At 66.8% G+C, this 26815-nt stretch carries 24 protein-coding genes and 1 tRNA gene; 12 read left to right on the top strand and 13 right to left on the bottom strand.

Annotation, left to right across the window (positions count from 1 at the left end):
* Window positions 1–13 precede the first annotated feature (13 nt).
* The 4 genes from C3L37_RS08230 (at window position 14) to C3L37_RS08215 (ending at window position 6022) form a co-directional block, all read left to right on the top strand.
* Window positions 14–1126 carry a thiamine ABC transporter substrate-binding protein gene (locus tag C3L37_RS08230; protein ID WP_129114132.1) on the top strand — a complete coding sequence of 371 codons (1113 nt, stop codon included), beginning with the start codon at window positions 14–16 and terminating at the stop codon, window positions 1124–1126.
* 71 nt (window positions 1127–1197) lie between these two features.
* The gene (locus tag C3L37_RS08225) at window positions 1198–2928 is read left to right on the top strand and encodes an ABC transporter permease (protein WP_129114630.1); all 1731 of its coding nucleotides are present in this window, start codon (window positions 1198–1200) and stop codon (window positions 2926–2928) included.
* Window positions 2925–4115 (top strand): ABC transporter ATP-binding protein, encoded by a 1191-nt coding sequence (locus C3L37_RS08220; protein WP_228546179.1) that lies wholly within the window; start codon window positions 2925–2927, stop codon window positions 4113–4115. The genes C3L37_RS08225 and C3L37_RS08220 overlap by 4 nt, the downstream gene beginning before the upstream one ends.
* A gap of 260 nt (window positions 4116–4375) precedes the next feature.
* Window positions 4376–6022 carry an FAD-dependent oxidoreductase gene (locus tag C3L37_RS08215; protein WP_129114130.1) on the top strand — a complete coding sequence of 549 codons (1647 nt, stop codon included), beginning with the start codon at window positions 4376–4378 and terminating at the stop codon, window positions 6020–6022.
* Between the two features lie 32 nt (window positions 6023–6054).
* Here the strand turns inward: C3L37_RS08215 and C3L37_RS08210 are convergent, their stop codons facing one another.
* Window positions 6055–6816: a class I SAM-dependent methyltransferase gene (locus C3L37_RS08210; RefSeq protein WP_129114129.1), complete on the bottom strand. Its 762-nt coding sequence runs from the start codon at window positions 6814–6816 to the stop codon at window positions 6055–6057.
* A gap of 197 nt (window positions 6817–7013) precedes the next feature.
* Between C3L37_RS08210 and C3L37_RS08205 the strand changes: the two genes are divergently transcribed.
* The 3 genes from C3L37_RS08205 to C3L37_RS08195 all read left to right on the top strand — a co-directional run bounded on the left by C3L37_RS08205 (window position 7014) and on the right by C3L37_RS08195 (window position 9647).
* Window positions 7014–8441 (top strand): arylsulfotransferase family protein, encoded by a 1428-nt coding sequence (locus C3L37_RS08205; protein WP_228546178.1) that lies wholly within the window; start codon window positions 7014–7016, stop codon window positions 8439–8441.
* 42 nt (window positions 8442–8483) lie between these two features.
* Window positions 8484–8915 carry a DUF2391 family protein gene (locus tag C3L37_RS08200; RefSeq protein ID WP_129114128.1) on the top strand — a complete coding sequence of 144 codons (432 nt, stop codon included), beginning with the start codon at window positions 8484–8486 and terminating at the stop codon, window positions 8913–8915.
* Between the two features lie 153 nt (window positions 8916–9068).
* A complete protein-coding gene (locus C3L37_RS08195; RefSeq protein ID WP_129114127.1) occupies window positions 9069–9647 on the top strand; it encodes a DUF7090 family protein in 579 nt (192 codons plus the stop codon).
* 148 nt (window positions 9648–9795) lie between these two features.
* Here C3L37_RS08195 and C3L37_RS08190 read toward each other — a convergent pair whose 3' ends face one another.
* The 5 genes from C3L37_RS08190 to C3L37_RS08175 all read right to left on the bottom strand — a co-directional run bounded on the left by C3L37_RS08190 (window position 9796) and on the right by C3L37_RS08175 (window position 13208).
* Window positions 9796–10641 carry a DUF7089 family protein gene (locus tag C3L37_RS08190; protein ID WP_228546177.1) on the bottom strand — a complete coding sequence of 282 codons (846 nt, stop codon included), beginning with the start codon at window positions 10639–10641 and terminating at the stop codon, window positions 9796–9798.
* Window positions 10641–10730: a hypothetical protein gene (locus tag C3L37_RS25975; RefSeq protein ID WP_449267281.1), complete on the bottom strand. Its 90-nt coding sequence runs from the start codon at window positions 10728–10730 to the stop codon at window positions 10641–10643. Before C3L37_RS25975 ends, C3L37_RS08190 begins: the two co-directional genes overlap by 1 nt.
* 537 nt (window positions 10731–11267) lie before the next feature.
* Window positions 11268–12104: an OapC/ArvC family zinc-ribbon domain-containing protein gene (locus C3L37_RS08185; protein WP_323740462.1), complete on the bottom strand. Its 837-nt coding sequence runs from the start codon at window positions 12102–12104 to the stop codon at window positions 11268–11270.
* Between the two features lie 63 nt (window positions 12105–12167).
* Window positions 12168–12560 carry a DUF2073 domain-containing protein gene (locus C3L37_RS08180; protein WP_228546176.1) on the bottom strand — a complete coding sequence of 131 codons (393 nt, stop codon included), beginning with the start codon at window positions 12558–12560 and terminating at the stop codon, window positions 12168–12170.
* 6 nt (window positions 12561–12566) lie between these two features.
* Entirely contained in the window at window positions 12567–13208 is a 642-nt protein-coding gene (locus tag C3L37_RS08175) for an Era-like GTP-binding protein (RefSeq protein ID WP_129114125.1), read from the bottom strand.
* Window positions 13209–14912: 1704 nt separating this feature from the next.
* On the opposite strand from C3L37_RS08175, the gene C3L37_RS08170 reads away from it, so the two are divergent.
* Window positions 14913–16661: an AAA family ATPase gene (locus C3L37_RS08170; protein WP_449267280.1), complete on the top strand. Its 1749-nt coding sequence runs from the start codon at window positions 14913–14915 to the stop codon at window positions 16659–16661.
* Window positions 16662–16823: 162 nt separating this feature from the next.
* On the opposite strand, the gene C3L37_RS08165 is transcribed toward C3L37_RS08170, so the two are convergent.
* Window positions 16824–17669, bottom strand: a complete 846-nt coding sequence (locus C3L37_RS08165) for a S26 family signal peptidase (RefSeq protein WP_228546175.1) — start codon at window positions 17667–17669, stop codon at window positions 16824–16826.
* A gap of 80 nt (window positions 17670–17749) precedes the next feature.
* Between C3L37_RS08165 and C3L37_RS08160 the strand changes: the two genes are divergently transcribed.
* The gene (locus C3L37_RS08160) at window positions 17750–19456 is read left to right on the top strand and encodes a DNA-directed DNA polymerase II small subunit (RefSeq protein WP_129114124.1); all 1707 of its coding nucleotides are present in this window, start codon (window positions 17750–17752) and stop codon (window positions 19454–19456) included.
* Window positions 19457–19513: 57 nt separating this feature from the next.
* On the opposite strand, the gene C3L37_RS08155 is transcribed toward C3L37_RS08160, so the two are convergent.
* Window positions 19514–19939, bottom strand: a complete 426-nt coding sequence (locus C3L37_RS08155; RefSeq protein ID WP_129114123.1) for a hypothetical protein — start codon at window positions 19937–19939, stop codon at window positions 19514–19516.
* An 87-nt stretch (window positions 19940–20026) separates the two neighbouring features.
* On the bottom strand, window positions 20027–20965 hold the full coding sequence (locus tag C3L37_RS08150) for a C-terminal binding protein (RefSeq protein WP_129114625.1): 939 nt from the start codon (window positions 20963–20965) through the stop codon (window positions 20027–20029).
* Window positions 20966–21265: 300 nt separating this feature from the next.
* Between C3L37_RS08150 and C3L37_RS08145 the strand changes: the two genes are divergently transcribed.
* Entirely contained in the window at window positions 21266–22444 is a 1179-nt protein-coding gene (locus C3L37_RS08145) for an aspartate kinase (protein WP_129114122.1), read from the top strand.
* A gap of 123 nt (window positions 22445–22567) precedes the next feature.
* Window positions 22568–23908, top strand: a complete 1341-nt coding sequence (locus C3L37_RS08140) for a tryptophanase (protein WP_129114121.1) — start codon at window positions 22568–22570, stop codon at window positions 23906–23908.
* A 20-nt stretch (window positions 23909–23928) separates the two neighbouring features.
* On the opposite strand, the gene C3L37_RS08135 is transcribed toward C3L37_RS08140, so the two are convergent.
* The 3 genes from C3L37_RS08135 to C3L37_RS08125 form a co-directional block, all read right to left on the bottom strand.
* A complete protein-coding gene (locus C3L37_RS08135; RefSeq protein WP_129114120.1) occupies window positions 23929–24588 on the bottom strand; it encodes a metallophosphoesterase family protein in 660 nt (219 codons plus the stop codon).
* 81 nt (window positions 24589–24669) lie between these two features.
* Window positions 24670–25245 (bottom strand): IMP cyclohydrolase, encoded by a 576-nt coding sequence (locus C3L37_RS08130; RefSeq protein ID WP_129114119.1) that lies wholly within the window; start codon window positions 25243–25245, stop codon window positions 24670–24672.
* A gap of 77 nt (window positions 25246–25322) precedes the next feature.
* Window positions 25323–25568 (bottom strand): hypothetical protein, encoded by a 246-nt coding sequence (locus C3L37_RS08125; protein WP_129114118.1) that lies wholly within the window; start codon window positions 25566–25568, stop codon window positions 25323–25325.
* Window positions 25569–25726: 158 nt separating this feature from the next.
* Here C3L37_RS08125 and C3L37_RS08120 point away from each other — a divergent pair.
* Window positions 25727–25799: transfer RNA gene (locus tag C3L37_RS08120), tRNA-Gln, on the top strand.
* A gap of 186 nt (window positions 25800–25985) precedes the next feature.
* Here the strand turns inward: C3L37_RS08120 and C3L37_RS08115 are convergent.
* On the bottom strand, window positions 25986–26606 hold the full coding sequence (locus C3L37_RS08115; RefSeq protein WP_129114117.1) for a DUF7344 domain-containing protein: 621 nt from the start codon (window positions 26604–26606) through the stop codon (window positions 25986–25988).
* Between the last annotated feature and the right edge of the window lie 209 nt (window positions 26607–26815).

Here is a 26815-nt window from a genome sequence, read left to right as displayed (position 1 = left end):
AGATCACCAGGTAATGAAGCGACGCGACTTTCTGGCCGCGGCCGGCGTCGGGAGCGCCGCCCTGCTCGCGGGCTGTACGGTCCAGCGCGACGACGCGGGGGGCGCGGGCGGCGACGGCGGGCGGGGAACGACGACCGGATCGAGCGACGGCGACGGGGACGAACTCGTCGTGGCCACGTACGGGGCCTTCGTCGACGCGCCGAGTTCGAGCCCCGGTCCGTGGCTCAAGCGTCGGTTCGAGTCGGAGTTCGACGCGACGCTCACGTGGGAGACGCCCGAGGACGGCGTCAATTACTACATCGAGCGCGCGTCGCGGGGCGTCGAGATCGACGCGGACGCGTACGTCGGCCTCGACACCGACATGCTCCTCCGCATCGACGAGAACCTCGACGACGACCTCTTCGCCCCCGTCGAGGACGGGACGCTCGACCGCAGAGGGGACGTGAAGGAGGGGCTGGAGTTCGATCCGCGCGGACGGGTCGTCCCCTACGACACGGGGTACATCAGCCTCGTGTACGACGAGACCGACGAAGTCGCGCCGGAGACGTTCGACGGCCTCCTGCGGCCGGAGTTCGAGGGCGACCTCCTCACGCAGAACCCGACCACCAGCAGCACCGGGAAGGCGTTCCTGCTGCACACGATCAAGGCGAAGGGCGGTGACGGCTACCTCGACTACTGGCGGGGGTTGAAGGAGAATGACGTGCGCGTGCTCGGGACGTGGGAGGACTCCTACGCCGCGTACTCGAACGACGAAGCGCCGATGGTCGTCTCCTACTCGACCGATCAGGTGTACGCGAACGAGGAGGGCGAAGACCTCGCCGAGCACCGAATTCGATTCCTGAGCGGACAGGGGTACGCGAACCCAGAGGGGATGGCGCGGTTCGCCGCGTCCGGCAACGTCGAACTCGCGAACCGCTTCATGGACTTCGTGCTCCGCCCCGACGTCCAGGCGGAGATCGCGGTCCGGAACGTCCAGTTCCCGGCGACCGACGCGGCCGAACTCCCCGAAGACTTCGAAAGGTACGCCAAGGAGCCCGACGAACCCGTCACGTTCACCTACGAGGAGCTACGGGGGAACGTCGACGGCTGGACCGAGGGGTGGGCGCGGGAGTTCGCGAGCAAGTGATTCGGGACGCGCTTCGCCGGTGGGTCGGAACGCGGACGAGCGCGCTCCGCCGATGGATCGACCCGCGGGCGATCGCGCTCCGCCGGTGGCTCGGAACGCGGGCGGCCGCGCTCGGCCGGCGGGTCGAACCGCGGGCGCTCTCGCTCGTCGCGGCGGCGACGGCCGCCGCGTTGCTCGGTTTCTTCTACTACCCCGTGGCGACCGTGTTCGTCGACGCCGTCGTCGTGAACGGCGAGCCGACGATCCGGCCGCTCGTCTCCGTGCTCACCTCGCGCTTTTACCTCGTCGACATCTTCTGGTTCACCGCGAAGCAGGCGCTCCTGTCGACGCTCGCGAGCGTCGCGCTCGGCCTCCCGGGCGCGTGGGTCCTCTCGCGCTTCGAGTTCCGCGGGCGGCGGACGCTTCGCTCCCTCACGATCCTGCCGTTCGTGCTGCCCGCGATCATGGTCGCCATCGGGTTCGTCGCCACCTTCGGGGAGGCCGGGACGCTCAACCGCGCGCTCGCTCTCGTCGGCCTCGGACCCGTCACCCTCCTGTACACGCTCGAAGCGATCGTGATCGCCCACGCGTTCTACAACGCGCCGCTCGTCGCGCGCGTCGCCACCGCGGCGTGGGAGAGCGTCGACGCCCGGGCGATCGAGACCGCCCGGAGCCTCGGGGCGGGCCCGCGACGGGCGTTTCTGGACGTGACGCTCCCGCAGCTCCTGCCGGCGGTGCTCGTCGGAGCGACGCTGACGTTCGTCTTCACCTTCCGGTCGTTCCCCATCGTCCTCGCGCTCGGCGGGTTCCAGCTCGCGACGGTCGAGGTGTTCATCTACGACAGGGTGCTGAACCTGGCGTATACGGAGGCGGCAGCCCTCGCAATCGTCGAGACCGTCGTCACCCTCGGATTGACGTACGCCTACCTCCGGTACGAGGCGCGTCAGCAGACGGCCGACCGGGGCGCGCGTCCGCAGGCGAGACGGCCGCTGTGGCCCGCGTCGTGGACGCCGTGGGGAGCGCTGACCCGGGTCGGAATCGGGGCGTACGCGCTCGTCGTCGGCGTCGTCTTCGTCGGGCCCGTCGCCAGCATGCTGTTCGCGAGCGTCGCCGGCCCCGACGGCGGTGTCACGCTCCGACACTACGCGTTCCTCGTGGAACGGCAGGCGACCGGCGCGAGCTATCAGGTGAAGCCCCTGCCGGCGATCCGGAACTCGCTCGTCTTCGGCGTCGGGACGCTGCTCCTCGCGCTCCCGATGGGCACGGTGCTGGCCGTGCTCTCGACGCGGCGGTTCCGCGGGCGGAAGGTCGTGGACGCGCTGGCGATGGCACCGCTCGCCGTGAGCGGCATCGTCGTCGGTCTCGGTCTGCTCCGGGGGCTCGTCTTCGGCGTCGACGTCGGCGAATATCGGATCCAGGCGACCGGGGCGCTCGCCATCGTCGCCGCCCACGCCGTCGCGGCGTACCCGTTCGTGACGCGCACCGTCGCGCCGCTCTTGGGCGGGCTGGACCCGCGGATGGTGGAGTCGGCGCGGAGCCTCGGAGCGACCCGGGCGCGGGCGCTTCTGGACGTCGAACTGCCGCTCGTGGCCGCGGGGGTCGTCGCGGGCGCGGCGTTCGCCTTCGCCATCAGCATCGGCGAGTTCGACTCGACGGTGCTATTGGCTTCGGGGTCCGGGAGCTACACGATGCCCGTCGCCGTCGAGCGGTACCTCGGCCGCCGCCTGGGTCCGGCGACCGCCATGGGCTGCGTGCTGCTGGTCGCGACGAGCCTGAGCTTCGTCGTGATCGACCGGTTCGGGGGGAGGTGGGGCGGCGCGTGACCGAGGTCCGACTCGACGGCGTCCGGAAGGAGTACGGCGAGACGGCGGCACTCTCGAGGGTCGACCTGCGGATACGCGACGGCGAGTTCTTCACGCTCGTCGGCCCGTCGGGGTGCGGGAAGACGACGACGCTGCGGCTGATCGCCGGCTTCGAGACGCCGACGGCGGGTCGCGTCCTGTTCGACGGCGCGGACGCGACGGGCGTCCCGCCCGAGTCGCGCGGCGTCGGCGTCGTCTTCCAGAACTACGCGCTCTTCCCGCACATGACCGTCGCGGAGAACGTCGGCTACGGCCTCCGCTTTTCGGATCCGCCGGACGGTTCGGATCGACGCGAACGGGTCGCGGGGTTGCTCTCGCTCGTGAACCTCGACGGACTGGGGGACAGACGACCGGAGGCGCTGTCGGGCGGGCAGCAACAGCGCGTCGCCCTCGCACGGGCGCTCGCGCCCGGCCCGCGGCTGCTCCTCCTCGACGAGCCGATGAGCGCGCTGGACGCCCGCCTCCGCGAGCGCCTTCGACTGCAAGTGAAGGAGATCCAGTCGGCGCTCGGCGTCACCACCGTCTACGTCACTCACGATCAGGAGGAGGCGCTGGCCGTGTCGGACCGCGTGGCTGTCATGAACGACGGCGGGATCGAACAGGTCGGCGCGCCGCGGGCGGTGTACCGCCGACCGGGGTCGCGGTTCGTCGCGGCGTTCGTCGGTCACAACAACGTTCTCGACGGAGAGATAGTCGCCGACCGAGACCGGTTCGACTCTGGAGACGAAATGGAGGGGTTCGACCTGGGCCGAGAAACGGGGGAACTCGACGCGGATCGAATGCGAGTCGCCGTCGGCGACGAGACGTTCGCGATCCCGTCGCCGGACGTGGCAGAACGAGGAGCGGCGTCCGGGACGCCGGAATCGCCGTCGGTCGGCGACCGGATCACATTCTGCGTGCGGCCGGAGCACCTCCGTCTCGGTGCGGGCGAGAACCGCCTCCGCGCGACCGTCGAGAGCGCGGAGTTTCTCGGCGACTCGACGCGCGTTCACCTCGACTGGAAGGGACGGCGGCTGACGCTCCGCGCCGACGACGCGGGGATGTATGTAGAAGAGGGCACGGGGATGCACGGGGAGAACGACGTGTCGACGGGTGAGGTCGAGGTCGGGTTCGACCCGGACGACGCGCACGTCGTCGAGGTGCGGTGAACCCATCGGCTCCGGACGCGTCCCGCGCGCCGCCACGAAACCTTTGTGGATCGAACCCGAACCGTCAGACGTTCCTCTTCGATTCGAGCGTCGCTTCGTCGGAAGCTGACGTTCTCTCGCCGGAATCGGACGTTCTCTCGCCGGTGGTCGACGGCTTCCCGCCCCTCTGTGGCGCTCTCGTCGGCCTTCGAGGTCGTCTTCGAACTTCCTTCGAACGCGGCGACGCGGTCGGCGCGCCCTCGCGCGCACGGTGATCAGACATGGACACGGACGACACCAAACCGAACGTCGACACGAACGACGCTAAACCGAACGTCGACACAAACGACGCCAAACCGGACACCGACACGGACGACGCACGATCGAACGCCGACGAGTCGACCCTGCCGGGAAAACCGACCTCGGTGTGGCTCGACACGACGCCGACGACGGACTTCGGCTCCCTCGACCGGGAGGTGAGCGTCGACGCCGCCGTCGTCGGCGGCGGGATCGTCGGACTCACGACCGCCGTCGAACTCGCCGAGGCCGGTCAGACGGTCGCCGTGATCGAACGCGATCGGCTGATCTCCGGCGTCACCGGCCGGACGACGGCGAAGGTCACCTCCCAGCACGGCCTCGTGTACGACTCGATCGCCTCGTCGTTCGGACGGGGGAAGGCTCGCCAGTACGCCGCGGCCAACCAGGCCGCCGTCGAACGCGTCGCGGACCGCGTCGAGGAGTGGGAGATCGACTGCGCGTTTCGGCGACTCCCCGCCTACGTCTACACCGAGTCCGACGACGAGGCCGAGACGTACCGCGAGGAGGCGCGGGTCGCGCGGGGCCTCGGACTTCCGGCCGAGTACGTCGAGGACTTGCCGCGGTTCGGGGCGGCGGCGGGGGTTCGATTCGACCGACAGGCGCAGTTTCACCCGCGCGAGTACCTGCTCGCGCTGGTCCAGCGGCTGGAAGAACACGGCGCGCACGTCTTCGAGGGGACGCGGGCGACGGACGTCGACGGCGGATCGCCCTGTCGCGTCGAGACGGACCGGACGGGGCTCGACGTCGTCGCAGACGCCGTCGTCGTCGCGACCCACTTTCCCATGCTCGACCGGGCCGGGTACTTCGCGCGGACGTACCCGAAGCGGTCGTACGTGCTCGCCGTGCGGGCGTCCGACCCGCCGACCGAAGGGATGTACTACAGGCCGGGGACGCCGTACTTTTCCGTCCGAACGCACGACACGGGCGACGAGGTTCTCACGCTCGTCGGCGGGCAGAACCACAAGACCGGGCAGGGAGGAAACACCGCCGAGCGGTACCGCCGGCTGGAGCGGATCGCCCGCGAGCGGTTCGACGTGCGATCCGTCGAGTACCGGTGGTCGACGCAGGACTACACCTCCGTCGACAAGGTGCCCTACGTCGGCGAGGTCGGCCCCCTCGCGGGGAACGTCTACGCCGCCACCGGCTTCGGCGGCTGGGGGATGTCCAACGGCACCGCGGCCGGGCTGATGCTCTCCGACGCGGTGCTCGGGGAGTCGAACCCGTGGGCGGACGTGTTCGATCCCGAACGGCTCTCGATCCGAGCGTCCGGGAAGAAACTCCTCTCCGAGAACGTCGACGCCGCCTCGCGGTTCGTCGAGGATTGGGCCACGAAGCCGCGGAAGCAGGACGTGCGCGAGCTTCGACGGGACGAAGCGACGGTGACGCGCTCCGGAACGGACGTGATCGGCGCGTACCGCGACGAGGAGGGCCGGACGGACGCGGTGTCGGTCGTCTGCCCGCACATGGGCTGTCTCCTGGAGTGGAACGACGCGGAGCGGACGTGGGACTGCCCGTGTCACGGCTCGCGGTTCGAGCGCGACGGGAGCGTGATAGACGGCCCGGCCGTCTCGGACCTGCCGACGCGGAACCTCGACGCCGACCACCGGTAGCCGATCGATACGATATCGGTCGCGACGATCGCTCAGGGAACGACGCCAACCGTCAGGAGCGTCCCCCACGTCCGGTAGCGATCGATCATGTCTTCGCGGGTCTCCCAGTCGTCCGTCGGGAACTCATCCGCCGGCGGGATGTCGATCTCCAGGTCCGGGATGGTGTCCTGCGCCGCGACGTGAAAGCCGGCCGCGCGGAACGCGTCGCGGTACCGCGCGCGGTCCCAGCGGGTCATCTCCACGTCGATGGACTCCTGCCAGCCGTGCGAGTGGACGTTCTCCTCGTAGTAGTTGACGGCGCAGAAGAAGGTGCCGCCGGGGCGGACGACGCGCGCGAGCTCTTCGAGGGTGCGCTCCGGGTCGGCGGCGTAGTAGAACGCCTCCATCGAGAAGGCGTGATCGACGCCGTCGTCGCGGAAGGGGAGTTCGTCGAAGTCGCCGACGACGAAGCCGACGTCGCCCGCGGTGTCGACGGGGTCCGCAACGTCCGCGGCGTCCGCGCCCCGACCGGCGTTCCGGTCGTCGACGGGATACTCGCGGGCGTCGAGTGTGTACTCGCGGGCGTTCCGGGCCATCTCGGGGGACCCGTCCAACCCGTACGCCCGGCCGGCACCCTTCGCGTCGCGGAGCGCCCGAGCCGCGTAGCCGCTTCCCGTCCCGAGGTCGAGGACGACGTCACCCTCCTCGACCGGCATCCGGGCGAGCGCGTGTTTCGCCGTGTGCCAGTGTCGCTCCTCCATCCCCCTGTCGCGGCCGTCGGCCGCCCAGGCGTCGAACTCCTCGCGAACGCTCATGTGCGCCCGTCACCGCGGACGGGCAAAACGAATTCGGAGTCGGTCGAGAGTCAATCGAACGAGAGGGGGCGGTGATCGGGCGATGGCGGATGAGCGGTGATCGGGCGATGGCGGATGAGCGACGATCGGGCGATGGTGGACGAGCGGTGATCGGGCAACTGAGCGCTTTTGCTCGTCGGCGTCGCCAAGGAGGGTATATGTCGACAGAGTATCGATCCGAAGGCGACGCCGACCGGCGCGCGGCGCACGGTATCGGTCGCGCGGAGGACGCCGTCGGTCGCACAGCGGGCGCGACGCGCCGTCGGATTCGGCCGGGGACGGCGCTGGCGGTCTCGTCCGTCCTCCTGTTTCTCGGGACGCTCGTCGTCGGTGCCGCGCTCGCCCCGCCGGTCGATACGGTCGGCGAGGGGGCGATCGGAACGAACGAGACCGTCGTGGGGGTGCAGGGCGACCCAAACGGCCGCGTCGAGGTGCTCAACGCGAACGGGACGACGACGTGGACGAGCGAGTCCGCGAAATCGTACCACGACGTGTCGGTGCTGCCCGACGGGACGATACTCGCGTCGTACGTGCAGGGCGGCAGAGACGCCTGCGGACCGTACGAATCGCCGTGTTCGCGGACGGGATTCAGGATTCTCGACCGAAACGCGAGCGACGAGGTCGTACACGAGTGGAGCTACCCGGTCAGAACCGGCCGCGACAGCGAGGTCCACGACGCCGAGCGCCTGCCGACCGGGGAGTTCGTCGTCGCCGACATGGAGTACGAGAGCGTGTTCACGGTCGACCCCGAGACGGGCGAGCGAACGTGGACGTGGAACGCGAGCGACCACTACGACGCGCCGGCGGACCCCACGACGGCGGACTGGCTCCACATCAACGACGTGGACCGCATCGGCGAGGATCGCTACCTCGTCTCCGTGCGGAACGCGAACCAGCTCCTCGTCGTCGAACGAGGTGAAGGCGAGAACGACGCGCGGGTCGTCGAGGTGATAAACGAGGACGACGCAGACGGGGACGACGACAACTGCGTCCGCCCCGGTCAGGTGGCCGACTACGACGACGACGGCGACGTCGCGTGCGGCGACCCGGAGGTGCTGAACCACCAGCACAACCCGCAGTGGCTCGGTCCGGGGAAGGTGCTCGTGGCCGACTCGGAGAACGACCGCGTGGTCGAACTCCACCGGATCGAGGGCGAGTGGCGCATCGTTTGGGAGGTTCGAGAGGCTGGCGGGATCGGGTTCGACTGGCCGCGCGACGCCGATCGCCTGCCGAACGGCAACACGCTCGTCACCGACACCCGGAACAACCGCGTCGTGGAGATCGACGAATCCGGGGCCGTCGTCTGGAGCGCGGGCGTTCCCGGGTTGCCCTACGAAGCCGACCGCGGTGGCGACGAGTACCCCGCAGGACCGCCGTACGACGGGGACGGCGACGGGGAGCGTCGATCGATCGGACGAACGTCGGTCGAACTGCCCGTGTTCGACTACGCGCTGTCCAGCCTGCGCCACGTCGCGCCCGTGCCGTACTGGGTCTCCCAGTGGCATCTGCTCGCGTTCGTGCTGGCGCTCGTCGGCGTGGCGAGCGGAGTCGGACTGAATCGGTACCAACGCCGACAAAAGCGGTGAAATGCGCGGGGTTTTACGGTTGCGTCTCCGTAGCGGGGTCGTATGGTGGGAAGACATCGCCGGTTCGCGCTCGCCGACACGGCCCAGCAGGTCGTCGGCGGCTTTCTGCTCGCCGGACCGTTCGTCGTGACGGAAGAGGTGTGGAACCTCGCGATCGGGATGTCCGCGCTTCAGACCTTGCTGACCGTCTGTATCGTCTTCGCCATCGGCTACGGCGCGCTGTACAAAGCCGACGCGCGCGACCCTGACCGCGAGGCCGACGTCGCGGGGATTCCGCTCCGATTCATCTCGCTCATCGTGGTCTCGTACCTCTCGGTGGTGATCCTCGCGCTCGCCTTCGACGCGCCGGACACGTTTCTGTCCGAGGAGACTGGCGGCGCGCTGGTTCCGACGGCGGTGATAACCCTCAAGGCCGTGACCGTCGGTGCCGTGTTCAGCGTGGTTGGCGCGGCGACGGCCGACAGCGTGTTCTGAGTCGGATCGATCGTCGTTCTTCGACCGTCGAAGCGCTCGCCATTCCCCGCTCCCTTCGAAGCGCTCGTCGCCCCCGCGCTCGCACCCGAATTTGTCGCCGATCCGCACCGCGAAAGCCCTCAGTCTTAAGTCGGTTCACTCGCTCTGTCACGTATGGATTACGCCCTCGCCATCGAGAACGCGCCGGACACCATCCCCGGTGGGACGTGCGTACTTCTCCTCCATCCGAGCATCGGCGAGACGGACAGGATCGACACCGACTTTTTCAAGACCGACACGGACGCATTCCTCGTCATCTCCACGCGAACGACCGCCCGCGAAGTGGAACAGAAACTCGAATACTACGAGGTCGACGAGTCCCGCGCCGTCATCCTCGACGCGCTCTCCGTCGAGCGCGGGTACTCCCGACGACGGTCGGATCACGTTCACTACGTCTCCTCGCCGAACGACCTCGACGGCATCGTCGAGCAGACGCGAAGTTTCCTCAAAAACCACCCCGGAAAGCGCCGAATCAGCGTCGATTCGCTGACCGAGATGGCCTACTACGCCGACGACGAGAGCGTGTACGAGGCGGCGAAGCGACTCTGCTCGCTGCTGAAAGAACACGACGCTGTCGGGCTGTTCCACCTCTCGAAGGAGGTTCACGACGAGGAGACGCAGGACCGCTTCCGTGCGCTCTTCGACGGCGTCGTCGACCTCCGCGAGGACGGGAGCGTGACGAGCGAGTTCTGATTCTGTGGTTCTCGTGCCACGTTGGGGGCTGTCGGTCCACTTTTCGCGTCGCGTTGGCGGCCGTCGATCCGCTTTCGTGTCGCGTTGGCGGCCGTCGATCCGCTTTTCGCGCTACGGTGGTGGCCGCCGTTCTGCGTTTCACGCCGCGCTAGCCGTCGTCCAGCTTCTCGAACGTTTTTTCGGCCCACCTGACCGCGTAGTCCGCGCCGTACTCCAGGTACGCCTCGGTGTCGAGCGCCGCGAAGGGGGCGGGAATGTCGAGCCCGTGTTTGATCGCGGCGCAGGCGAACTCCGCCGCGTCGGCGAAGTCAGTTCGGCCGGTCGCCACGGCGCTCGGGAGGTCCGCGAGGCGACCTTCGAGACGCGTTCCAGCGTCCGTCCACGCGCCGTACAGGCGGGGAAGGTCGCTCTCCCACGATCCGAACACCGGGCGGGTCTGCAGGCCGAGCCACGCCTCGTACAGCGCGACGGCGATCTGGTACACCGCGTTCGGGCCGAGCGGAACGGCGTCGTCGAGCGCGCGGTATCGCTCCCCGAAGAAGGGAAGGAAGTGTTCGGGAACGTCGAGACCGATCTGAACGAACGCTTCCGCGAGGAGGAAATCGAGGAAGTCGCCGGGCGTCCCGGCCGCTCGGGCCTTCACGAGCACCGCCGGCGGAACGGTCTGCCGGGTCCAGGCGACCGTGCCGTCACCGGGCATGCCGACCGTGAAATCGCCGCTCGCGTACCGTACCAGCGTTGGAGGGGCGTCGTCAGGCAGCCACTCCGTCGGATACGTCGCCGGCTCCAGCGCGTCGGCGAGCAACCCGAGATCCTCGGCGGCCGCGGACGGAATCGTCTCGAAGTCGGCGTCGACGTCGAGGACGAGACAGCCGGGCGCGTGTGTCGCGCGAACCGACGCGAGATCCGTCGGACGCTCCGGTGACGCCTCGCCGGAACGGTCGTCGGGAATCTCGCTGGAACGATCGTCTGGGAGCGCTCGTTCCGTGAACATCAGGCGAACGCGATGCTGAACAGGATCGCGACCGCCAGAACCGTCGAGACGCCGAGCGTTCCGAGTACGATTTTCGTCGCTTGACTCATGTTCACACGCTGTAGCCCCGAGCGCATAAAGGCTTCAATCCGCGTCGGCGGTCCGGCTTCGGCGCACTACGATCTTCGGATCTGGCGCCGGTGCGCTACGATCCATGAGTCCGGCACCAGTGCGCTACGATCTACGGGTCCGGCTCCTGCGCGCCGCGATCTACGCCTCGAACGAACTGAGCCGATCTCGGAATCGATGACCCCTTTATTTCGACTGGAACGACCCAGGTCCGGTTCGTTCGCCTACCCGGTACGCCGACGGTCCGGACGGCGAATCAGATCCATCGTTGAATTTCTCGTCGTTGAAGACCTCTATGGGCCAGCACGCCGAGTTTCGGCATCTATCTCGACGTCGTTTTGTCGGATGCTCGACGATCTACTCGATCGCGTCTACGATGATCGGTTCCAGTCGAAACGGAGGGGTCGAAGCGCCGGCGATGAAACCTCGGTTCACGGCGGTCGGCGTCGAGTTGAGAATCGACGTCGAGCTGGGGTTCGGCGTCGAGTTGAGGATCGAAGCCGAGCTGGGGAGCGACGTCAGTCTTCGTCGGGATCTCGCCACGCGTCCGGAACTTCGATGACGTATCGACCGTCCTCCTGCAGCGAAATGATGTACTCCTCGCGGTCGTACAGTTCCATGAGGTTTAGCTCGTACGTTCCCGGGCTCAGGATTTTGATGCTCTCGAACTGGTCGTTGAGCTCCTCGCGAAGTTGCGCGAGACCCGGCCGCTCGTCGCTCTTCGGCTCGATGACCTCACCGTCCGCATTCGGCGGGCGGTCCGACCGGTCCGCGGCTTCGACATCGGCGTTCGCCGACGCCGCGGAGAGCTCCTCCGGCGAAACGACGTCGCTCCGCGCGCTCGCCTGTGCGCGGTCTTCAGGACCCGATGGTCCGATTGTCTCCGCCTCCGATCCGGACACTCGGTCTTCGGCCTCCGAACTTCGTTCCTCGATTTTCGACGCTCGTCCGTCACCCTTCGACCCGCTCCCCCCGATACTCGATTCGCGGTGGTCGGATTCGGATTCGGATTGGGACTCGGACTCGGAACTGGACGCCGGCGACGACGGATTCGAGATCTCGGGGTCCCCGTCGGAGCTTCGGGACTCGGGGGGGGCCGTTTCGGATGCGGAATCGCGCGAAGAGGGTGGAGAGGAAGAAGAGGAGGGGGAGGAAGGTGAAGAGGAGGCAGAGGAAGGACTGGAAACGGCGTCCGAGGGTGTTGAAGACGTCGAAGGTGTCGAGGACGTCGAAGGTGTCGAGGACGTCGAAGGTGTCGAGGGTGCCGAAGGGGTCGCGTCGGCGTCGGTCTCTTCGTCCCTCGACGGACGAAACTGAAACTTGTTTCCGCCACACTGCGGGCAGCCGGACAGCATCTCTTTCGACCCGTCGGCGAACGTCTTCCCGCAGTTAGTACACTGGTGTGGCATGAGCGGGCGTCACTTCCGGGAGATGAGCGCGCTGATGAGGTTTTCGTCCTTGTGGAGCGTCTCGATCTGGTTGGCCGGTCCGATGACGGTCAGCTTCTTCGTCGACTCGCGGCCCATCAACCGTCCGAGGAAACTCTTGTCGCCGGTTTGCGACCGGGGGTACGTCTCGATCTCGATGCCGTTGAACTCGTCGGGGCTGATCTCGCTCATCGTCACCTCGATCAGCTTCGACTCTTCGTCCGGGGAGAGCCCCTCCTCTAAGATCACGATGTTTCCCTCGCGGACGGCGTCGAGGATGAGACGGATCTTCTCCATGCTCCGGAGGCTGTCCATCCGCGCGCCGCTTATCAGGTCGATCTGGACCCCGTCGTCCGCTCCGTCGGTTGGGGTTGCTTCAGGCACCGTGGATCACCCGAAGTACTCCGCGATCTTGTCGTACACTTCGTCCATGTTCTCGCCTTCGAGCGCCGAGAGGGGAACGGTCTCGTGCTGCGGGAAGGCGTTGGAGATGCGCTGGATGTTCGACTCCTCGAGGTCGATCTTGTTCGCGAAGATGAGCACCGGCAGATCCCGGCTCTCGATGATACCGATGAGCATCGTGTTCACCTGCGTGAAGGGGTCCGTCGTGCTGTCCAACACGTAGATGACGCCGTCGACGTCCTCGCGGAGCCAGTGCATGGCCTCGGCGACGCCCTCGGTCGCCTCGCGCGAACGACGGACGGCGTCGTCTTTCTCCATGTCGTGGTCGAGAAATTCCTTGTAGTCGACCTTGGTCGTGACGCCGGGCGTGTCGACGATGTCGATGGTCACCGTCTGTCCGTTGCGCTCGATGGAGACGTTCTCCTTTCTACGCGCGCGTCGCGTTTCGTGCGGGACGTGACTTTCCGGCCCGATGGCGTCGCCGGTCCAGTCGCGGGCGATGCGGTTCGCGAGGGTCGTCTTTCCGGCGTTCGGCGGCCCGTAGATTCCGATTCGCTTGGGTTCACTGGCCGAAAACAGCCGTTCCGTGACCCGCGTAATGCTATCTTTGATGTTTGTTAGCAGTCCCATCCATAGCCTCCTGCACCTCCCGAACGGCGTTCGCGGAGGGGCGTATGCGGGTATAGCGTCCCCCCGCTCACTTAAGCACTACGTCAGACGATTGTCAGATTTAATACAAGATTACGGCTTTCTCCGACGTGGTACGCGGCCATTACTCCATCCACTCGGCTTCGTTCGGGAGAACCTGCCCCGGGGTCGAGTGACTCAAAATCGTCCACGGCCATCCCGCCGATCGGCCGAGAGCGGTTCGAGCGGTTCGGCATCACGAGAGCTTCGCTCTCTCGAACGACCGAGGCTTCCGCGTGGACTCCCGTTCCGTACTTCAGCAGAAACAGAGAGTACGTGCTCCCGCTCACGTTCAGCGTCCCACGATTCGAGGGACGCCCACGGGCACGCCTCCCTCGCTCGCATTTTGCCGACGACGTACCGCCCGAGACAGCTCGGAAAAAGTGAGGAGTACGAGAACGATCACGGGGGCGCGATCCAGAGCAACTGTTGTCGGGGTTCAGATCGACAAAACCCCGCCGTTTCGTGTGGAGCACGAGAAATCCGCTCCGGCGTGACGTTCGATGAGGACGTCACTGAGGAGGTTCGATGAGGACGTCACCGAGAGGATATTTATCGCCTTCGCTACGTCGGTGTAGTCGCGGTAACGCCGTCAGACGTCGAGCCCCCCACCCCTTCGTTTCCGGTGGAGACGCCGGGAGGTGGAGAGGGGGAGTGTCGCCGGTGCGAAATCATCTGCCAAAACTAGACAACAACTATACATATACACCTCTTCATTCAACGCTCTTTACTCAGTACGGGTATGATTATATCCGATGTGGTATAAGCTTTTCCCTACCCCGAGCATCCGACGTCTCACCCCCACCGTCTTTTTCGCCGTTCCACTCGAAACGAAGGGGTGGGGGGGTCCCGACGAACAGGGAACGATGCGAACGCGACGGTCGGTGAGCGTTCGAGTGGAAACGAAGGGGAGAACGACGCCGATCGGCGAAGATCGATTGGACAAAGCGGATGGACCGAACGTTCGACCCGAAACGATCCCGTTTCCGGTTCAGTCCCCGCACGGAGCTTCGTGATTCGTTCCGATCCGCGTCCAGTCGTTCATCGAACTGAAGCGCAGTATCCTGGATCTCTCTCCGAGAGCGAGCCGAATCCGAACAGAACGAACCGAATTCGGAAACGCCCACGGCGGCGGGAAATACTTCGAATGGATAATCTTTTTGTACCTCGTCTTCTATTGTTTCGTCTGCATCATCTGGACCCCCTGCGCGTGCCGACTGCGTACAGACGACCTTTAGATGGTCGAATACGTCGGATATCGGCATCGTGCGGTGTGGTTTCCACATGAAATAGTGGGGTTGACGAATGACCGAGGATGACACAGAACCAGACGGTGATCAGCGGTCCGCCGATGGGCCGGAATCCGCCGACCGGACGAACGACACTCCGCGCGCGAGCGCGAGCCGAGGCGTCGATCACGAGCGCTCGCAGAACCAGCGCTCGGACGGACGGGATAGCGATAACCCATCGACAACTACGTCCTCGGCGGACGACAGTTCGTCGAGGGAGACCCCGTCAGAGAGGATTCCGCCAGAGAAGACTCCGTCGGAGGTGAATTCGTCGGGCGAGGGATCGGAAGGTGACGAATCAACGGACGGCCGCTCATCGGACGGTCACTCGTCGGATGGTCACCCGATAACCGGTGACTTGACCGCCAGCGATGCGACAGGCGACGAGGAAGCGACTAGCGGGTCGACGGACGAAACGCAGACCACTTCGATCCCGCTCCGCGCCGCAGACGGCGAAAACGACACTGACAGCGGCAACGACGCTGACAACGACAACGGTACTGATAGCGGCAACGGTACTGACAGCAGAAACGTCGCCGATCACGGAAACGTCGCCGATCACGGAAACGTCGCCGATCACGAAAACGACGCCGATCGCGGAGATGGCGACGCATCCGACCGCGACGACCGCGACGACCGCGACGACCGCGGGGTCGGCCTCGACGAGGTCGTCCTCGATGATTCCGTCATCGACGACGCTGTTATTGACGACGCCGGAGGGAACAACCGGGGGCTGTTCGACGACCTGCTCTCCGGCGAGCCCATCTTCGAGAACAAAGAGGTGCTGCGTCCGTCTTACACGCCGCACGAACTCCCCCACCGAACCGAGCAGATAAACCAGATGGCGACGATTCTCGTCTCGGCGCTCCGGGGAGAGACGCCGTCGAACATCCTGATCTACGGGAAGACGGGCACCGGAAAGACCGCGAGCGCAAAGTTCGTGAGCCAAGAACTCGAATCGACGTCCCAGAAGTACGACGTTCCCTGTGAGGTCGAGTACATCAACTGCGAGGTGACGGACACGCAGTACCGCGTGCTCGCGCAGCTCGCGAACAAGTTCATCGAGAAGAACCGGGACGGAATCGACGCCCGACTCGCCGACCTGCGAGATCTCCGGGACGCAGCGACCGATGACCCTTCCCGCCTCGATGCGACCGAGTTCGACACCGTCGCCGAAGTCGACGCTCGGACCGACGCGCTCGAACGGGACAGAGAGGGGATGGAGACCGTCCCGATGACCGGCTGGCCGACCGACCGCGTCTACTCGACCTTCTTCGACGCCGTCGACTACAACGAGCGGGTCGTCGTCATCATGCTCGACGAGATCGACAAACTCGTCGAGAAGTCGGGCGACGACACGCTGTACAACCTCTCGCGGATGAACTCCGAACTCGACAACTCCCGCATCTCCATCATGGGAATCTCGAACGACCTGAAGTTCACCGACTTCCTCGATCCGCGGGTCAAATCGTCGCTCGGCGAAGAGGAGATCGTCTTCCCCCCCTACGACGCGAATCAACTTCGAGACATCCTCCAGCACCGCGCCGACATCTCGTTCAAGGCCGACGCGCTCACGGAGGACGTGATCCCCCTCTGCGCCGCCTTCGCCGCCCAGGAACACGGCGACGCCCGACGCGCGCTCGACCTCCTCCGCACCGCCGGCGAACTCGCGGAACGAAGCCAGGCCGACACGGTCGAGGAGACGCACGTCAGGCAGGCGCAGGACAAGATCGAACTCGACCGCGTGGTCGAGGTGGTCCGAACGCTGCCGACCCAGTCGAAGATCGTCCTCTTTTCCATCATCCTCCTCGAAAAGAACGGCGTCCGGAACATCAACACCGGCGAGGTGTTCAACATCTACAAGCGCCTCTGCCAGGAGATCGACGCCGACGTGCTCACCCAGCGGCGCGTGACCGACCTCATCAGCGAACTCGACATGCTCGGCATCGTCAACGCCGTCGTCGTCAGCAAGGGTCGGTACGGCCGGACGAAGGAGATCAGCCTCTCGGTTCCGATCGACGAGACCGAAGCCGTCCTCCTGTCGGATTCGCGGCTCGGCGACATCGAGAACGCCCAGCCGTTCGTTCAAGCCCGCTTCGATAACTGATCGGCTTCGATCCTCGATAACTAATCGGCTTCCGTCGTCGTTCGGAACCCCCTATCCGCGCGCTACCCCTCTGTTTCCACTCGAAAACACCGACACGCCCGAATTCCGGGATTACGAAGCGGTTGATGGCCATTCTCCACTCGAAATGAAGGGGTCAGTAACTCAGACGGACGCGGCTGACCGTCCGTCCGGTCTGACGTGGACCGACTCGACTCGCGATGTGTTCGTCGGTTCTGACGCAGCCGCAGTCCCGTTCTCAAATTCGATCACCAACGGCACGTCTCCCGCGTCGATCGCTCCCGGCGACGACGAGAACGCCGCGCCGGAGAAGCCCAGCCGCACCCAGCCGAGGTACGGGATTCGGACGCGAGCGACGCCGGTGATCCACTCCGGCTTCACCGGCTCGCTGATGTCGTTGGCCTGATCGTACTGCGGGTTCGCGTCACCCTTCGTGATGAATCCGGAGTTCGGGGCGGGACAGTTGCGAAGCTCGGCGCAGCTGTCGGCGTTCACGTACTCCTTGTCGGCCCGAGGGTACCAGTTCTCGCCCTCGTCCACCCAGAACCGGGCCCGGTGGATGATCGGCGGACCGGGTTTGTCGGGGTTGTCGTAGATGACGACGGATCCGTAGTCGCCGAGAGATCGGTAGCCGACCTCCTCCCCCTGTTCGTACGTCACGACGCCGGTTCCGGCGTGCGCCGCGTCGGGCGCGAACCTGGTGGGTTCGGTGATGAATATCAGGTCGCCCCTGAACATGTGCGGTTCCATGCTGCCGCTTTCGACGGCGACCATCGGCGGCCACACCCCGCTCACCGCGAACAGGAGAAACCCGATCAACGCCACGGTGGCGACGCTCGTCAGCACCTCGCGGGCGAACATCCACGGTCCGCTCTGGGCTGTCCGAAAGCGTGTGATAATTCCGTCGTCGGAGTCGGCCGCGCGCGAACCGGTCTTCGAAGCGTCCTTCGAAGAGTCGTCGGAGGGCGGACGGCGCTCGCCGGGGCTCATCGGAAACCCGTTCGGCTCCTCCGGGTTTGAACTTTCTGGGTTCCGGCACGCTTTTCTTTCCGGCCGCCCCTCTCGTCGGTGTGCCCCTCGAGACGCCGTCTCGCATCGTTCAGGAGCTTGTTCGCCGCGGGTACAACGCGGAGCGGGAGGCGGTCACGCTTCTCGCCGGTGCCGCGAACCCCTCGCTCGCGCTCGAACGAGCCGTCGAACGCGCTCCCGACGACGCGCTGCGTCTCACCACCGAACACGTCCGCGCCGCCCTCGACGACGGCGCGCTCGCGACTGACGCGGACCCCCCCGTTTCCACTGGAACCCCCCCGGTGCAGTCATCCGAATCCGAGGATTCGTCTCCAGTCGAAACGAAGGGGTCGAACGAGCCGTCGCCGATGGCGAACGCGCCGTCCGCGACAGGTGCGCCAGCGACGACGGACACATCGACGACGACGGACACGCCAGCAACGACGGACGCATCAACGACGACGGACACGCCAGCGACGACGGACGCATCAACGACAAGGGACACGCAGACCGCGACGGACGCGTCGCCCGCGGCGGCGACACGGCGTTCTCGCGACCCGGGCCGGCGCTCCGTCGAGATCGACGGCGACGTCACCGGACGAAGCACCGGGACGGGCGAGTACGGCCAGTTCGTGACGACGTTTCGCGATCGCTACGAACGGCTCTCGAAGTTGCTCCGCGGGCGGGTGAACCACAGACCGGCCGAGGCGATCGCGAAGATGTCGGGCGGGAGCGACGCCGAGATGATCGGGCTCGTGAACGACGTTCGCTCGACGGCGAGCGGCCACTGGCTCGTCGAACTGGAGGACACGACCGGCACGTTCCCCTGTCTCGTCATGAAGAACAAAGGAATCGCCGATCTCGTCGACGAGCTCCTGATGGACGAGTGCGTCGCGGTGCAGGGGACGCTCTCGGACGACGCCGGCATCCTGTTCGTCGACTCGCTGCACTTTCCGGACGTCCCCCGGACGTACCGTCCCTCGACGGCCGACCGGCACGTGCAGGCGGCGCTCGTCTCGGACGTCCACGTCGGCAGTCAGGAGTTCATGCTCGACGCGTGGCAGCGGTTTACGAGCTGGCTCCACACCGAGGAGGCCGAGGCGGTCGAGTACCTGCTGCTGGCCGGCGACATGGTCGAGGGCGTCGGCATCTACCCGAATCAGGACGAGGAGTTGTCGATCGTCGACATCTACGACCAGTACGAGGCGTTCTCGGAGCACCTGAAGGAGGTGCCGGGCGACGTGGAGATCGTCATGATCCCCGGAAACCACGACGCGGTTCGGCTGGCGGAGCCCCAGCCCGGCTTCGACGAGGAGCTCCGGGGGATCATGTCCGCCCACGACGCGCGCGTCACGGGCAATCCGTCCACCGTCACGGTCGAAGGCGTCTCGGTGCTCATGTACCACGGCGTCTCGCTCGACGAGGTGATCGCCGAACTCCCGTCGGAGAAGGCGAGCTACGACGAGCCGCACAGGGCGATGTACCAGCTCCTGAAGAAACGGCACGTCGCGCCGCAGTACGGCGGCCACATGCGGCTCGCCCCCGAGGAGAAGGACTACCTCGTCATCGAGGACGTCCCGGACGTGTTCCACACCGGCCACGTCCACAAACTCGGCTGGGGGAAGTACCACAACGTCCTCGCGGTGAACTCCGGCTGCTGGCAGGCGCAGACGGCCTTCCAAAAGAGCGTGAACATCGACCCCGACTCGGGGTACGCGCCGATTTTGGACCTGGACACGCTCGACATGACGGTCCGGAAGTTCTCCTGACGACCGGTTCGACGCGGACGAGACGACGAAGTCCCGCCGCGCGCGGTACCGGGGTGTCTACGGCGAAAACCGGTAGCGGACGGTCGGCTCCCCGCCGAACGTCGGGCCGTCCGCCGCTTTCCCGAATCCGACGGCCTCGACCGCCGCGCGCATCTCGTCTTCCGCCGCGGGGACGACCACCTCGACGGCCATCCCCTCCTTTCGCGCGAAGCGGATCGGCTCCCCGAGGAGCAGTTCGCACGCGTCCTCGGTGCCGCCGAACCCAGTGACGTCGACGACGTCCTCGCGGGCGTCGAAGCTCACGAATCCGAGGACCTCGGCGTCGATCGCGTCGGCGTCGAGGTTCGGCCCGTCACCCGACTGCCGTCGCTCGGCGACGCGCACCGTCCGATCGTGAATGAGGTCGCACATTACGTCCGGCGGCGCGTCCGCGATGGCCGCGAGCGCTCCTGCGTCCTCCTCGACCGCGTCGCGGACCTCCATGCTCGGACTATCGCGTTCCTGCGTAAAAAACCTCGGCGGACGTTCGGGGCGACCTCATCGATGCCTCTCGACCGCCTCACCGGGCTCTCACAGCCACTCAACGTCCGGATCGACCGCACCTTCCGGCGTCTCGCCGCCGAGAGCCCGACGAACGTCGGTCGCGATCGACTCGTTCAGCCGATCGCGCGCCTCCTCCGAGTACCACCCCGCGTGGGGGGTCACGATCACGTCCTCGCGACCGAGGAGCGGGGAGTCGTCCGGGGGTTCGGCGTCGAGCACGTCGAGCGCGGCCGTCCTGACGATCCCGTCGTCGAGCGCGGCTGCGAGCGCCGCTTCGTCGACCACGCCGCCGCGGCCGGTGTTGACGAGGATCGTCCCCTCGGTCATCGCGTCGAACGCCTCCCGATCGAACATGTCGCGCGTCCCGTCGGTCAACGGCGCGTGCACCGAGACGCAGTCGGCGCGTTCGAGCAGTTCCTCGAATCCGACCTTCTCGGCTCCGTGATCGGCGATCTCAGCCGCGTCGACGTACGGATCGTGCGCGAGGATCGTCGCGTCGAACCCCGACAGGAGTTCGACGAACCGCCGCGCGATCGGCCCGAACGAGACGACGCCGACGGTCGTCCCGGGGAGTTCGTGGATCGGCCCGCCGACCTCCCACGTCCACCCGCCCTCGCGGGTGTCGCGGTCGTACTGCGGCACCGACCTGACGGCGGAGAGCAGGAGCGAGACCGCGTGGTTGGCGACTTCGTCCGTGCAGTAGTCGGGGACGCGCACGACGGTCACGCCCCGTTCTGCGGCGGCGACGACGTCGACGTTGTCGATCCCGTCGCCCGCCCGCCCGATCACGGAGAGCGAGTCCAATCGCTCTATCGCCTCCGGCGGAACGGCCGTGGTCACGTCGGTCACGATCGCGTCCGCGCCGTCGGCCGCCGAGACGAGCGCGTCGGTCGACCCCATCTCCGCCGTCTCGACGGTCGCGCCGATCGGTTCGAGCACCCGCCGATGGTGCGCCGCGTCGATCATCGGATCGTCGCAGAGGACGACCCGAAAGCCGTCGCTCACGATACGTCGACCCCCGGCGTCCGTCGTCGCGACGGTTCCGTCCGCCGCGCTTTCCAGTCCGCTCGTGGCTCTCGTGTCCGGTTCATCGCCCGAGGGTTGCGAGCGCGCGGTAAAAAACCCCGGCCGCGATTTTCGCGATCCGGGATCGGCGGCGACCGCGGCAACCGTTGAACAAGTGGACACAGTTATGCGTGAGCCAGCGCTACGGCACCCCATGATTGAGCACCAGCGTGGAGACGCGCAGCGCACGGAGGGACGCGCGTGCGCGTAGTCGCGAAGTTCGGCGGCACGAGTCTGGGCAGCGGCGACCGGATCAACCGCGCCGCCGACTCCATCGCGGCGGCGGTCGCGCAGGGTCACGAGATCGCCGTCGTCGCCAGCGCCATGGGTAGCACGACCGACGAACTGCTCGACGAGATCAAGTTCGACGCGACCGACCGCGACCGCGCCGAGATCGTCAGCATGGGCGAACGCACCAGCGTCCGCATGCTCAAGGCGGCGCTCGGCGCTCGCGGCGTCGACGCGGTGTTCCTCGAACCGGGGAGCGACGAGTGGCCCGTCGTCACGAACGACCTCGGCGAGATCGAGGTCGAAGAGACCGCCAGCCGGGCGGCGGCGCTCGCCGACCGGCTCGACGGCGTCGTTCCGGTCGTCACGGGCTTTCTGGCGCAGAACGCCGAGGGCGAGATCACGACGCTCGGACGCGGCGGCAGCGACACGACCGCCGTGATGCTCGGCAGGTACATGGACGCGGACGAGGTCGTCATCGTCACCGACGTCGAGGGCGTCATGACCGGCGACCCCCACGTCGTCGAGGGCGCGCGAAACGTCGCCCGGATCACGGTCGACGAGCTCCGGAACCTCTCGTTCCGCGGCGCGGAGGTGGTCGCGCCGTCGGCGCTCTCCTACAAGGACGACGGCTTGGCGGTCCGCGTCGTCCACTACCAGCACGGCGATCTCCTGACCGGCGGCACGCGGATCGAAGGCCAGTTCGAGAACCTCATCGACATGCAGGAGGAGCCGCTCGCCTGCCTCACCGTGGCCGGCCGCGCCATCCGAAACCGACCCGGCATCCTCGCGGACCTCTCGCAGGCGCTGCGGCAATCCGACATCAACATCGACTCGGTCGCGAGCGGCATGGACTCGATCACCTTCTACGTCGCCGAGGACGTCGCCGAGGAGGCCGAGAACGTCCTCCACGGCGAGGTCGTCGCCGACGAGTCGCTGTCGAGCATCACCGTCGAGGACCCCATCGCCGTCGTCCGGGTCACCGGCGGTGAACTGCCGAACCAGCCCGGGGTCATCCAGGGCATCCTCTCCCCGATCGCGGAGGCGGGCATCAACATCCACGACGTGATCACGAGCGCCACCTCGGTCGCCATATTCGTCGCCTGGGACGACCGCGAACGGACGCTCGAAATCGTGCAGGGCGAACTCTGAGCGGACGGTCGGTCCGTTTTCCGATCGATCGTGTCCAGAATCGAACGCTCTCCACCGACTCTGTCGGGTAACGAGCGAGTGATAGCAGCGTGAAATTATGTGGGCGGGCTTCGAGACGCCACCATGCGCTCGTACAAGGCCAAGATGGTCGAGCCGATCACGCTCCCGTCCCGGGAGCGACGCGAGGAGGTTCTCGCGGAGGCCGGCTACAACGCGTTCAACATCCCCGCCGAGAACGTCTACGTCGATCTCCTGACCGACAGCGGCACGGGGACGATGAGCGACGCGCAATGGGCCGCGCTCTTTCGCGGCGACGAGTCCTACGCCGGCAGCGAGAGCTTCCACCGGCTTCGGGAGGCCGTCGAGGACGTCACGGGCTTTTCGCGCGTGATCCCCACGCACCAGGGTCGCGGCGCGGAGAACGTCCTCTACGGCTGTCTGGTCGAGGAGGGGGACGTCGTCCTCAACAACGCCCACTTCGACACGACCAGGGCGCACATCGCGAATCAGGGCGGCGATCCTGTCGACTGTCCGGTCGAGGGCGCGCGCGACCCGGTGCGGGACGCGCCGTTCAAGGGGAACTTCTCCGCCGACCGCGCCCGGGACGTCGTCGACGACGTCGGCGCGGAGCGCGTCCCGGTCGTCGTGCTCACGATCACGAACAACTCGACCGCCGGTCAGCCGGTGAGCGCGGCGAACGTCCGCGAGACGGCCGCCTTCGCCGAGGAGATCGACGCGACGTTCGTGATCGACGCCTGCCGGTTCGCGGAGAACGCCCACTTCGTGCGCCGGCGCGAGGAGGGGTACGAGGACAGAACCGTCGCCGACATCGCCCGCGAACAGCTCTCGCACGCGGACGCGATCGTGATGAGCGGCAAGAAGGAGGCACTCGTCAACATCGGCGGGTTCGTCGCGGTCCGCGACGCGGATCTCTTCGAACGGGCGAAACAGCGCGCGATCCTCTACGAGGGCTTTCCGACGTACGGCGGGATGTCGGGCCGGGACATCGAGGCCATGGCGGTCGGCCTGCGCGAGGCCGTCGAACCCCCCTACGTCGAAGACCGCGTCGAACAGGTCGAAGAACTGGGTCGCATGCTCGAAGAGCGGGGCGTCCCCATCTACCGCCCCGTCGGCGGGCACGCCGTGTACGTCGACGCCGGCGAGCTCCTCTCGCACCTCCCGAGCGAGCAGTTCCCGGGGCAGGCGCTCGTCTGCGAACTGTACCGCGAGGGCGGCGTTCGGGGGGTCGAACTCGGGAGCTTCGCGTTCCCCGGTGCCGATCGCCTCGAACTCGTCCGGCTCGCGATCCCCCGCCGGACCTACGGCCGCGAGCACCTCGAGCACGTCGCGGACGCGGCCGCCGCGGTCGGCGAGCGCGCCCCGGAGGTGACGGGGCTGGAGGTCGTCTCCGAGCCGCCGACGCCGGAGCTTCGACACTTCTCGGCGGAACTCGCGCCGGTTTGACGGGCGCACCTCGCCGCACCTCACCGCCCCTCGTACAGTCGCGTTCCGATGCGCTCCGGAAGGCCGGCCGCCTCGACCGCCTCGACGACCCGCTTCACGTCGTACTCGACCCGCCGCTTCTCGACCGTCATCGCGTCCAGATCGAGCACCGCGTAGGCCGCGCGGGGGTCGCCGTCTCGCGGCTGGCCGACGCTCCCGGGGTTCATCACGACCCCCTCGTCGAACCGCCGGACAGCCTGCACGTGCGTGTGACCGAGCACCAGCACGTCCTCGTCTCCGAGCAGGTCCGGCCCGAACTGCTCCGGATAGGTGTAGCGGTCGGGATCGGCGGGGTGGCCGTGGACGAGTTTCACGCGCCCGTCGGCGACGACCCGATCGTCGGGGAGCGACGCGAGCCACTCGACGGCGTCGGCCGACAGTTCGGCCCGGGCGTACTCGACGCCCGCGCCGGCCATCGAGTTGAACCCGAACGACGTCCCGCCGGCGACCGCGCGGTCGTGGTTGCCCATCACCGTCGGGACCGCCCGTTCGCGGAGCGCGACGACGCACTCCGCGGGCCAGGGGTTGTAGCCGACGACGTCGCCGGCGCAGACGAGACCGTCGACCGGCGGCATGTCGCGCAGGACGGCCTCGAGCGCGACGCGGTTCGCGTGGACGTCGGAGAGTACGCCGAGTCGCATGGACGTCGCTACGGCCTCCCGAAATTTGTGCCCTGCGGCGGACCTTCGCTCGATCCCTCGCGGAGCGATCGATCTCCCCGTCTACGATCCGTTTTCGATCGCCGTCTCGATTCCACCGCCGTCGACCCGGACGCCCGCGGCGCAGACCGCGTGTTCGAAGTCGAGATCGTAGGCGGTTTTCGCCGCCGTCGCGGCCGTGTCGGCGTCGAGCGCGAACGCGCGCGGTCGATCCTCCTCGTAGGTCGCGACGAGCGTCGGCTCGTCGACCCGCTCGACGAGCAGCGCGTCGCGGCGGACGATGCCGACGAACGCCTCGTCGGGACCGACGACGCCGGCGATGCGCGGCGTGTCGTAGTCGTCCTTCTCGTAATCGAGCGCGAGGAGGCTCTCGGCGAGCGCGTCGCGGGTGGGGTAGCCGAGCGCCAGCTTCTCGGCGACGGGGTCGACGTGCGATCCGTTTCCGAGGACGGCGCTGCCGCTCGCTTCCCGCACGCAGTTGTACGAAACGTACGGGTTATCGGTCTCCGCGGCGTCCGGGGTCGGCCCGACGGTCAGCGTCCCGTCTCGGTCGACGATGCGGCGGTTCGGGAACGACCGCGACGAGACGCGGTACGCGCCCACGCCCGGTCCGACGACGACGAAGCGTCCGACGTACATGCACGGAAATGCATATTTCGTCGCCAAATACGTGACGATTTATGCACGGTGGAGCCAGCTAATCCGACCGCGCGCCGTCAGTCCTGTTCGATCCGCCTGTCGACGATCGTCCTCCCCCTCCCGGCCGGCTTGAGCTCGACCCACTCGGGGAGCTCGTTCTCGTTGACCGGCGTGAGCATCATCAGTTCGGCCGACTCCGTCTCGACCAGCTCCTTGCCGGTTGTTTCGTCCCACATGCACAGCCGCCACACGTTGGTGTCGAGCTGCCTGCAGACGTCGCGTTCCGTGTAGAACCTCCCATTCGTACCTTCATACACGGGCATCATCGCCGGATCAGGTGTCCTAGATCATAATTCTATTTTCAGAAATCCCACACAAAATCGGCTCGTCCGGTCTCCCCGCCGACTGTCGTGTGACCCCCATTACCACGGCGGGGAAAACGCGCAACGCTTACATGGGCGTGGGCTGTAGCCGTGGATGCAGTCCCATGGGGTAGTGGCCAATCCTGTCGGCTTCTGGGGCCGACGACACAGGTTCGAATCCTGTTGGGACTACTGATATTTTCGCGCGAGTTCCGTACTCCGACGAGTCCTATCCGTCGGATTCTGGAGTCGAAACGAAGGGGTTCTCGATCCGGACGCGGTTTCGAACCGACTCGAACTCGAACGCAGGCGCGTCCGCTGGGCGAGATCGTCCGCTCGCTTCGCGGTCGGTTCGAGCGATCGACGCGAGAGCCCGGCCTATCGTTGAACGCCCGCGCCGCGGAGGTGCTTGACGCCGAGACCGACCGTGATGAACGCGAACATGCCCGTGATGAGCGGTCCGAGGTACGACGTCAGGACCGCCGGTGCCATCCCGAGCATCGACGCGAGCGTCAAAAGAGCCCCGACGACCGTCGCCCCGCCGTAGTACCCGGTCGATCCGTTCGCGGCCGGTTCCTCGTGCTCGTCGTCGCTCACCGTCGGCGTCTCGGTCTCGGATCCCTCGCCGACGTCGACTCCGAGATCGAGGTATGGATCGAATCGATCGGCGAGCGGCGTGCGCTCGACGATGCCGCGGCTCTGGTTGTACTTCAGAACGCCCTTCTCGTCGAGTTTCGGCAGGTGCGACTGGTAGAGCGCGATGTAGACGCGCTGGCGCTCGTCCGAGGTGAGCGCCTGTACCGTCGTGTCGTGCTCCCACGCGGCCACCTGCTCGGCCACGTCGCGCATGTCGACCCGATCGTCGCGCCCCTGCATGTACTGGAGTACGTACCGGCGTCGCTGGTTCTGCAGGATGTGGAACAGGTCGTCGGTCGACAGCTCGGCTCTCTTTTCGGTCGGTTCATCTCCCTCCTCGTGGCGTCGTTTCTGTGTGCTCATCTCCGATACCCTCCCTCGGGATCGATCGCGTCCTCCGTTTGCACTTGCTGCTCACCCGTTACCGATAGGAGTTACGGGTTGGTATTCAACGCTACTCCTAATCAGTTTGGACTGTGTGCGATTCTATATCGTGTCCGGCAGAGATATATACGTTTCGCTGAGTAATAGAAACAGTCGACACATCTTCTCAAAAAACAGCCAAAACCGCG

Source organism: Halegenticoccus tardaugens, assembly GCF_004116405.1.
GTDB lineage: Archaea > Halobacteriota > Halobacteria > Halobacteriales > Haloferacaceae > Halegenticoccus > Halegenticoccus tardaugens.
Note: the sequence above shows the minus strand (reverse complement) of the source record. Positions and strands in the feature narration are given on the sequence as shown.

What these genes read in the sequence shown, in the direction of transcription:
- C3L37_RS08230 (WP_129114132.1), top strand. Translation starts at nt 14, where the DNA reads ATGAAGCGACGCGACTTTCTGGCCGCGGCCGGCGTCGGGAGCGCCGCC.
- C3L37_RS08215 (WP_129114130.1), top strand. Translation starts at nt 4,376, where the DNA reads ATGGACACGGACGACACCAAACCGAACGTCGACACGAACGACGCTAAA.
- C3L37_RS08210 (WP_129114129.1), bottom strand. Translation starts at nt 6,816, where the DNA reads ATGAGCGTTCGCGAGGAGTTCGACGCCTGGGCGGCCGACGGCCGCGAC.
- C3L37_RS08205 (WP_228546178.1), top strand. Translation starts at nt 7,014, where the DNA reads ATGTCGACAGAGTATCGATCCGAAGGCGACGCCGACCGGCGCGCGGCG.
- C3L37_RS08200 (WP_129114128.1), top strand. Translation starts at nt 8,484, where the DNA reads ATGGTGGGAAGACATCGCCGGTTCGCGCTCGCCGACACGGCCCAGCAG.
- C3L37_RS08195 (WP_129114127.1), top strand. Translation starts at nt 9,069, where the DNA reads ATGGATTACGCCCTCGCCATCGAGAACGCGCCGGACACCATCCCCGGT.
- C3L37_RS08190 (WP_228546177.1), bottom strand. Translation starts at nt 10,641, where the DNA reads ATGTTCACGGAACGAGCGCTCCCAGACGATCGTTCCAGCGAGATTCCC.
- C3L37_RS25975 (WP_449267281.1), bottom strand. Translation starts at nt 10,730, where the DNA reads ATGAGTCAAGCGACGAAAATCGTACTCGGAACGCTCGGCGTCTCGACG.
- C3L37_RS08185 (WP_323740462.1), bottom strand. Translation starts at nt 12,104, where the DNA reads ATGCTGTCCGGCTGCCCGCAGTGTGGCGGAAACAAGTTTCAGTTTCGT.
- C3L37_RS08175 (WP_129114125.1), bottom strand. Translation starts at nt 13,208, where the DNA reads ATGGGACTGCTAACAAACATCAAAGATAGCATTACGCGGGTCACGGAA.
- C3L37_RS08165 (WP_228546175.1), bottom strand. Translation starts at nt 17,669, where the DNA reads ATGAGCCCCGGCGAGCGCCGTCCGCCCTCCGACGACTCTTCGAAGGAC.
- C3L37_RS08155 (WP_129114123.1), bottom strand. Translation starts at nt 19,939, where the DNA reads ATGGAGGTCCGCGACGCGGTCGAGGAGGACGCAGGAGCGCTCGCGGCC.
- C3L37_RS08150 (WP_129114625.1), bottom strand. Translation starts at nt 20,965, where the DNA reads ATGATCGACGCGGCGCACCATCGGCGGGTGCTCGAACCGATCGGCGCG.
- C3L37_RS08140 (WP_129114121.1), top strand. Translation starts at nt 22,568, where the DNA reads ATGCGCTCGTACAAGGCCAAGATGGTCGAGCCGATCACGCTCCCGTCC.
- C3L37_RS08135 (WP_129114120.1), bottom strand. Translation starts at nt 24,588, where the DNA reads ATGCGACTCGGCGTACTCTCCGACGTCCACGCGAACCGCGTCGCGCTC.
- C3L37_RS08130 (WP_129114119.1), bottom strand. Translation starts at nt 25,245, where the DNA reads ATGTACGTCGGACGCTTCGTCGTCGTCGGACCGGGCGTGGGCGCGTAC.
- C3L37_RS08125 (WP_129114118.1), bottom strand. Translation starts at nt 25,568, where the DNA reads ATGCCCGTGTATGAAGGTACGAATGGGAGGTTCTACACGGAACGCGAC.
- C3L37_RS08115 (WP_129114117.1), bottom strand. Translation starts at nt 26,606, where the DNA reads ATGAGCACACAGAAACGACGCCACGAGGAGGGAGATGAACCGACCGAA.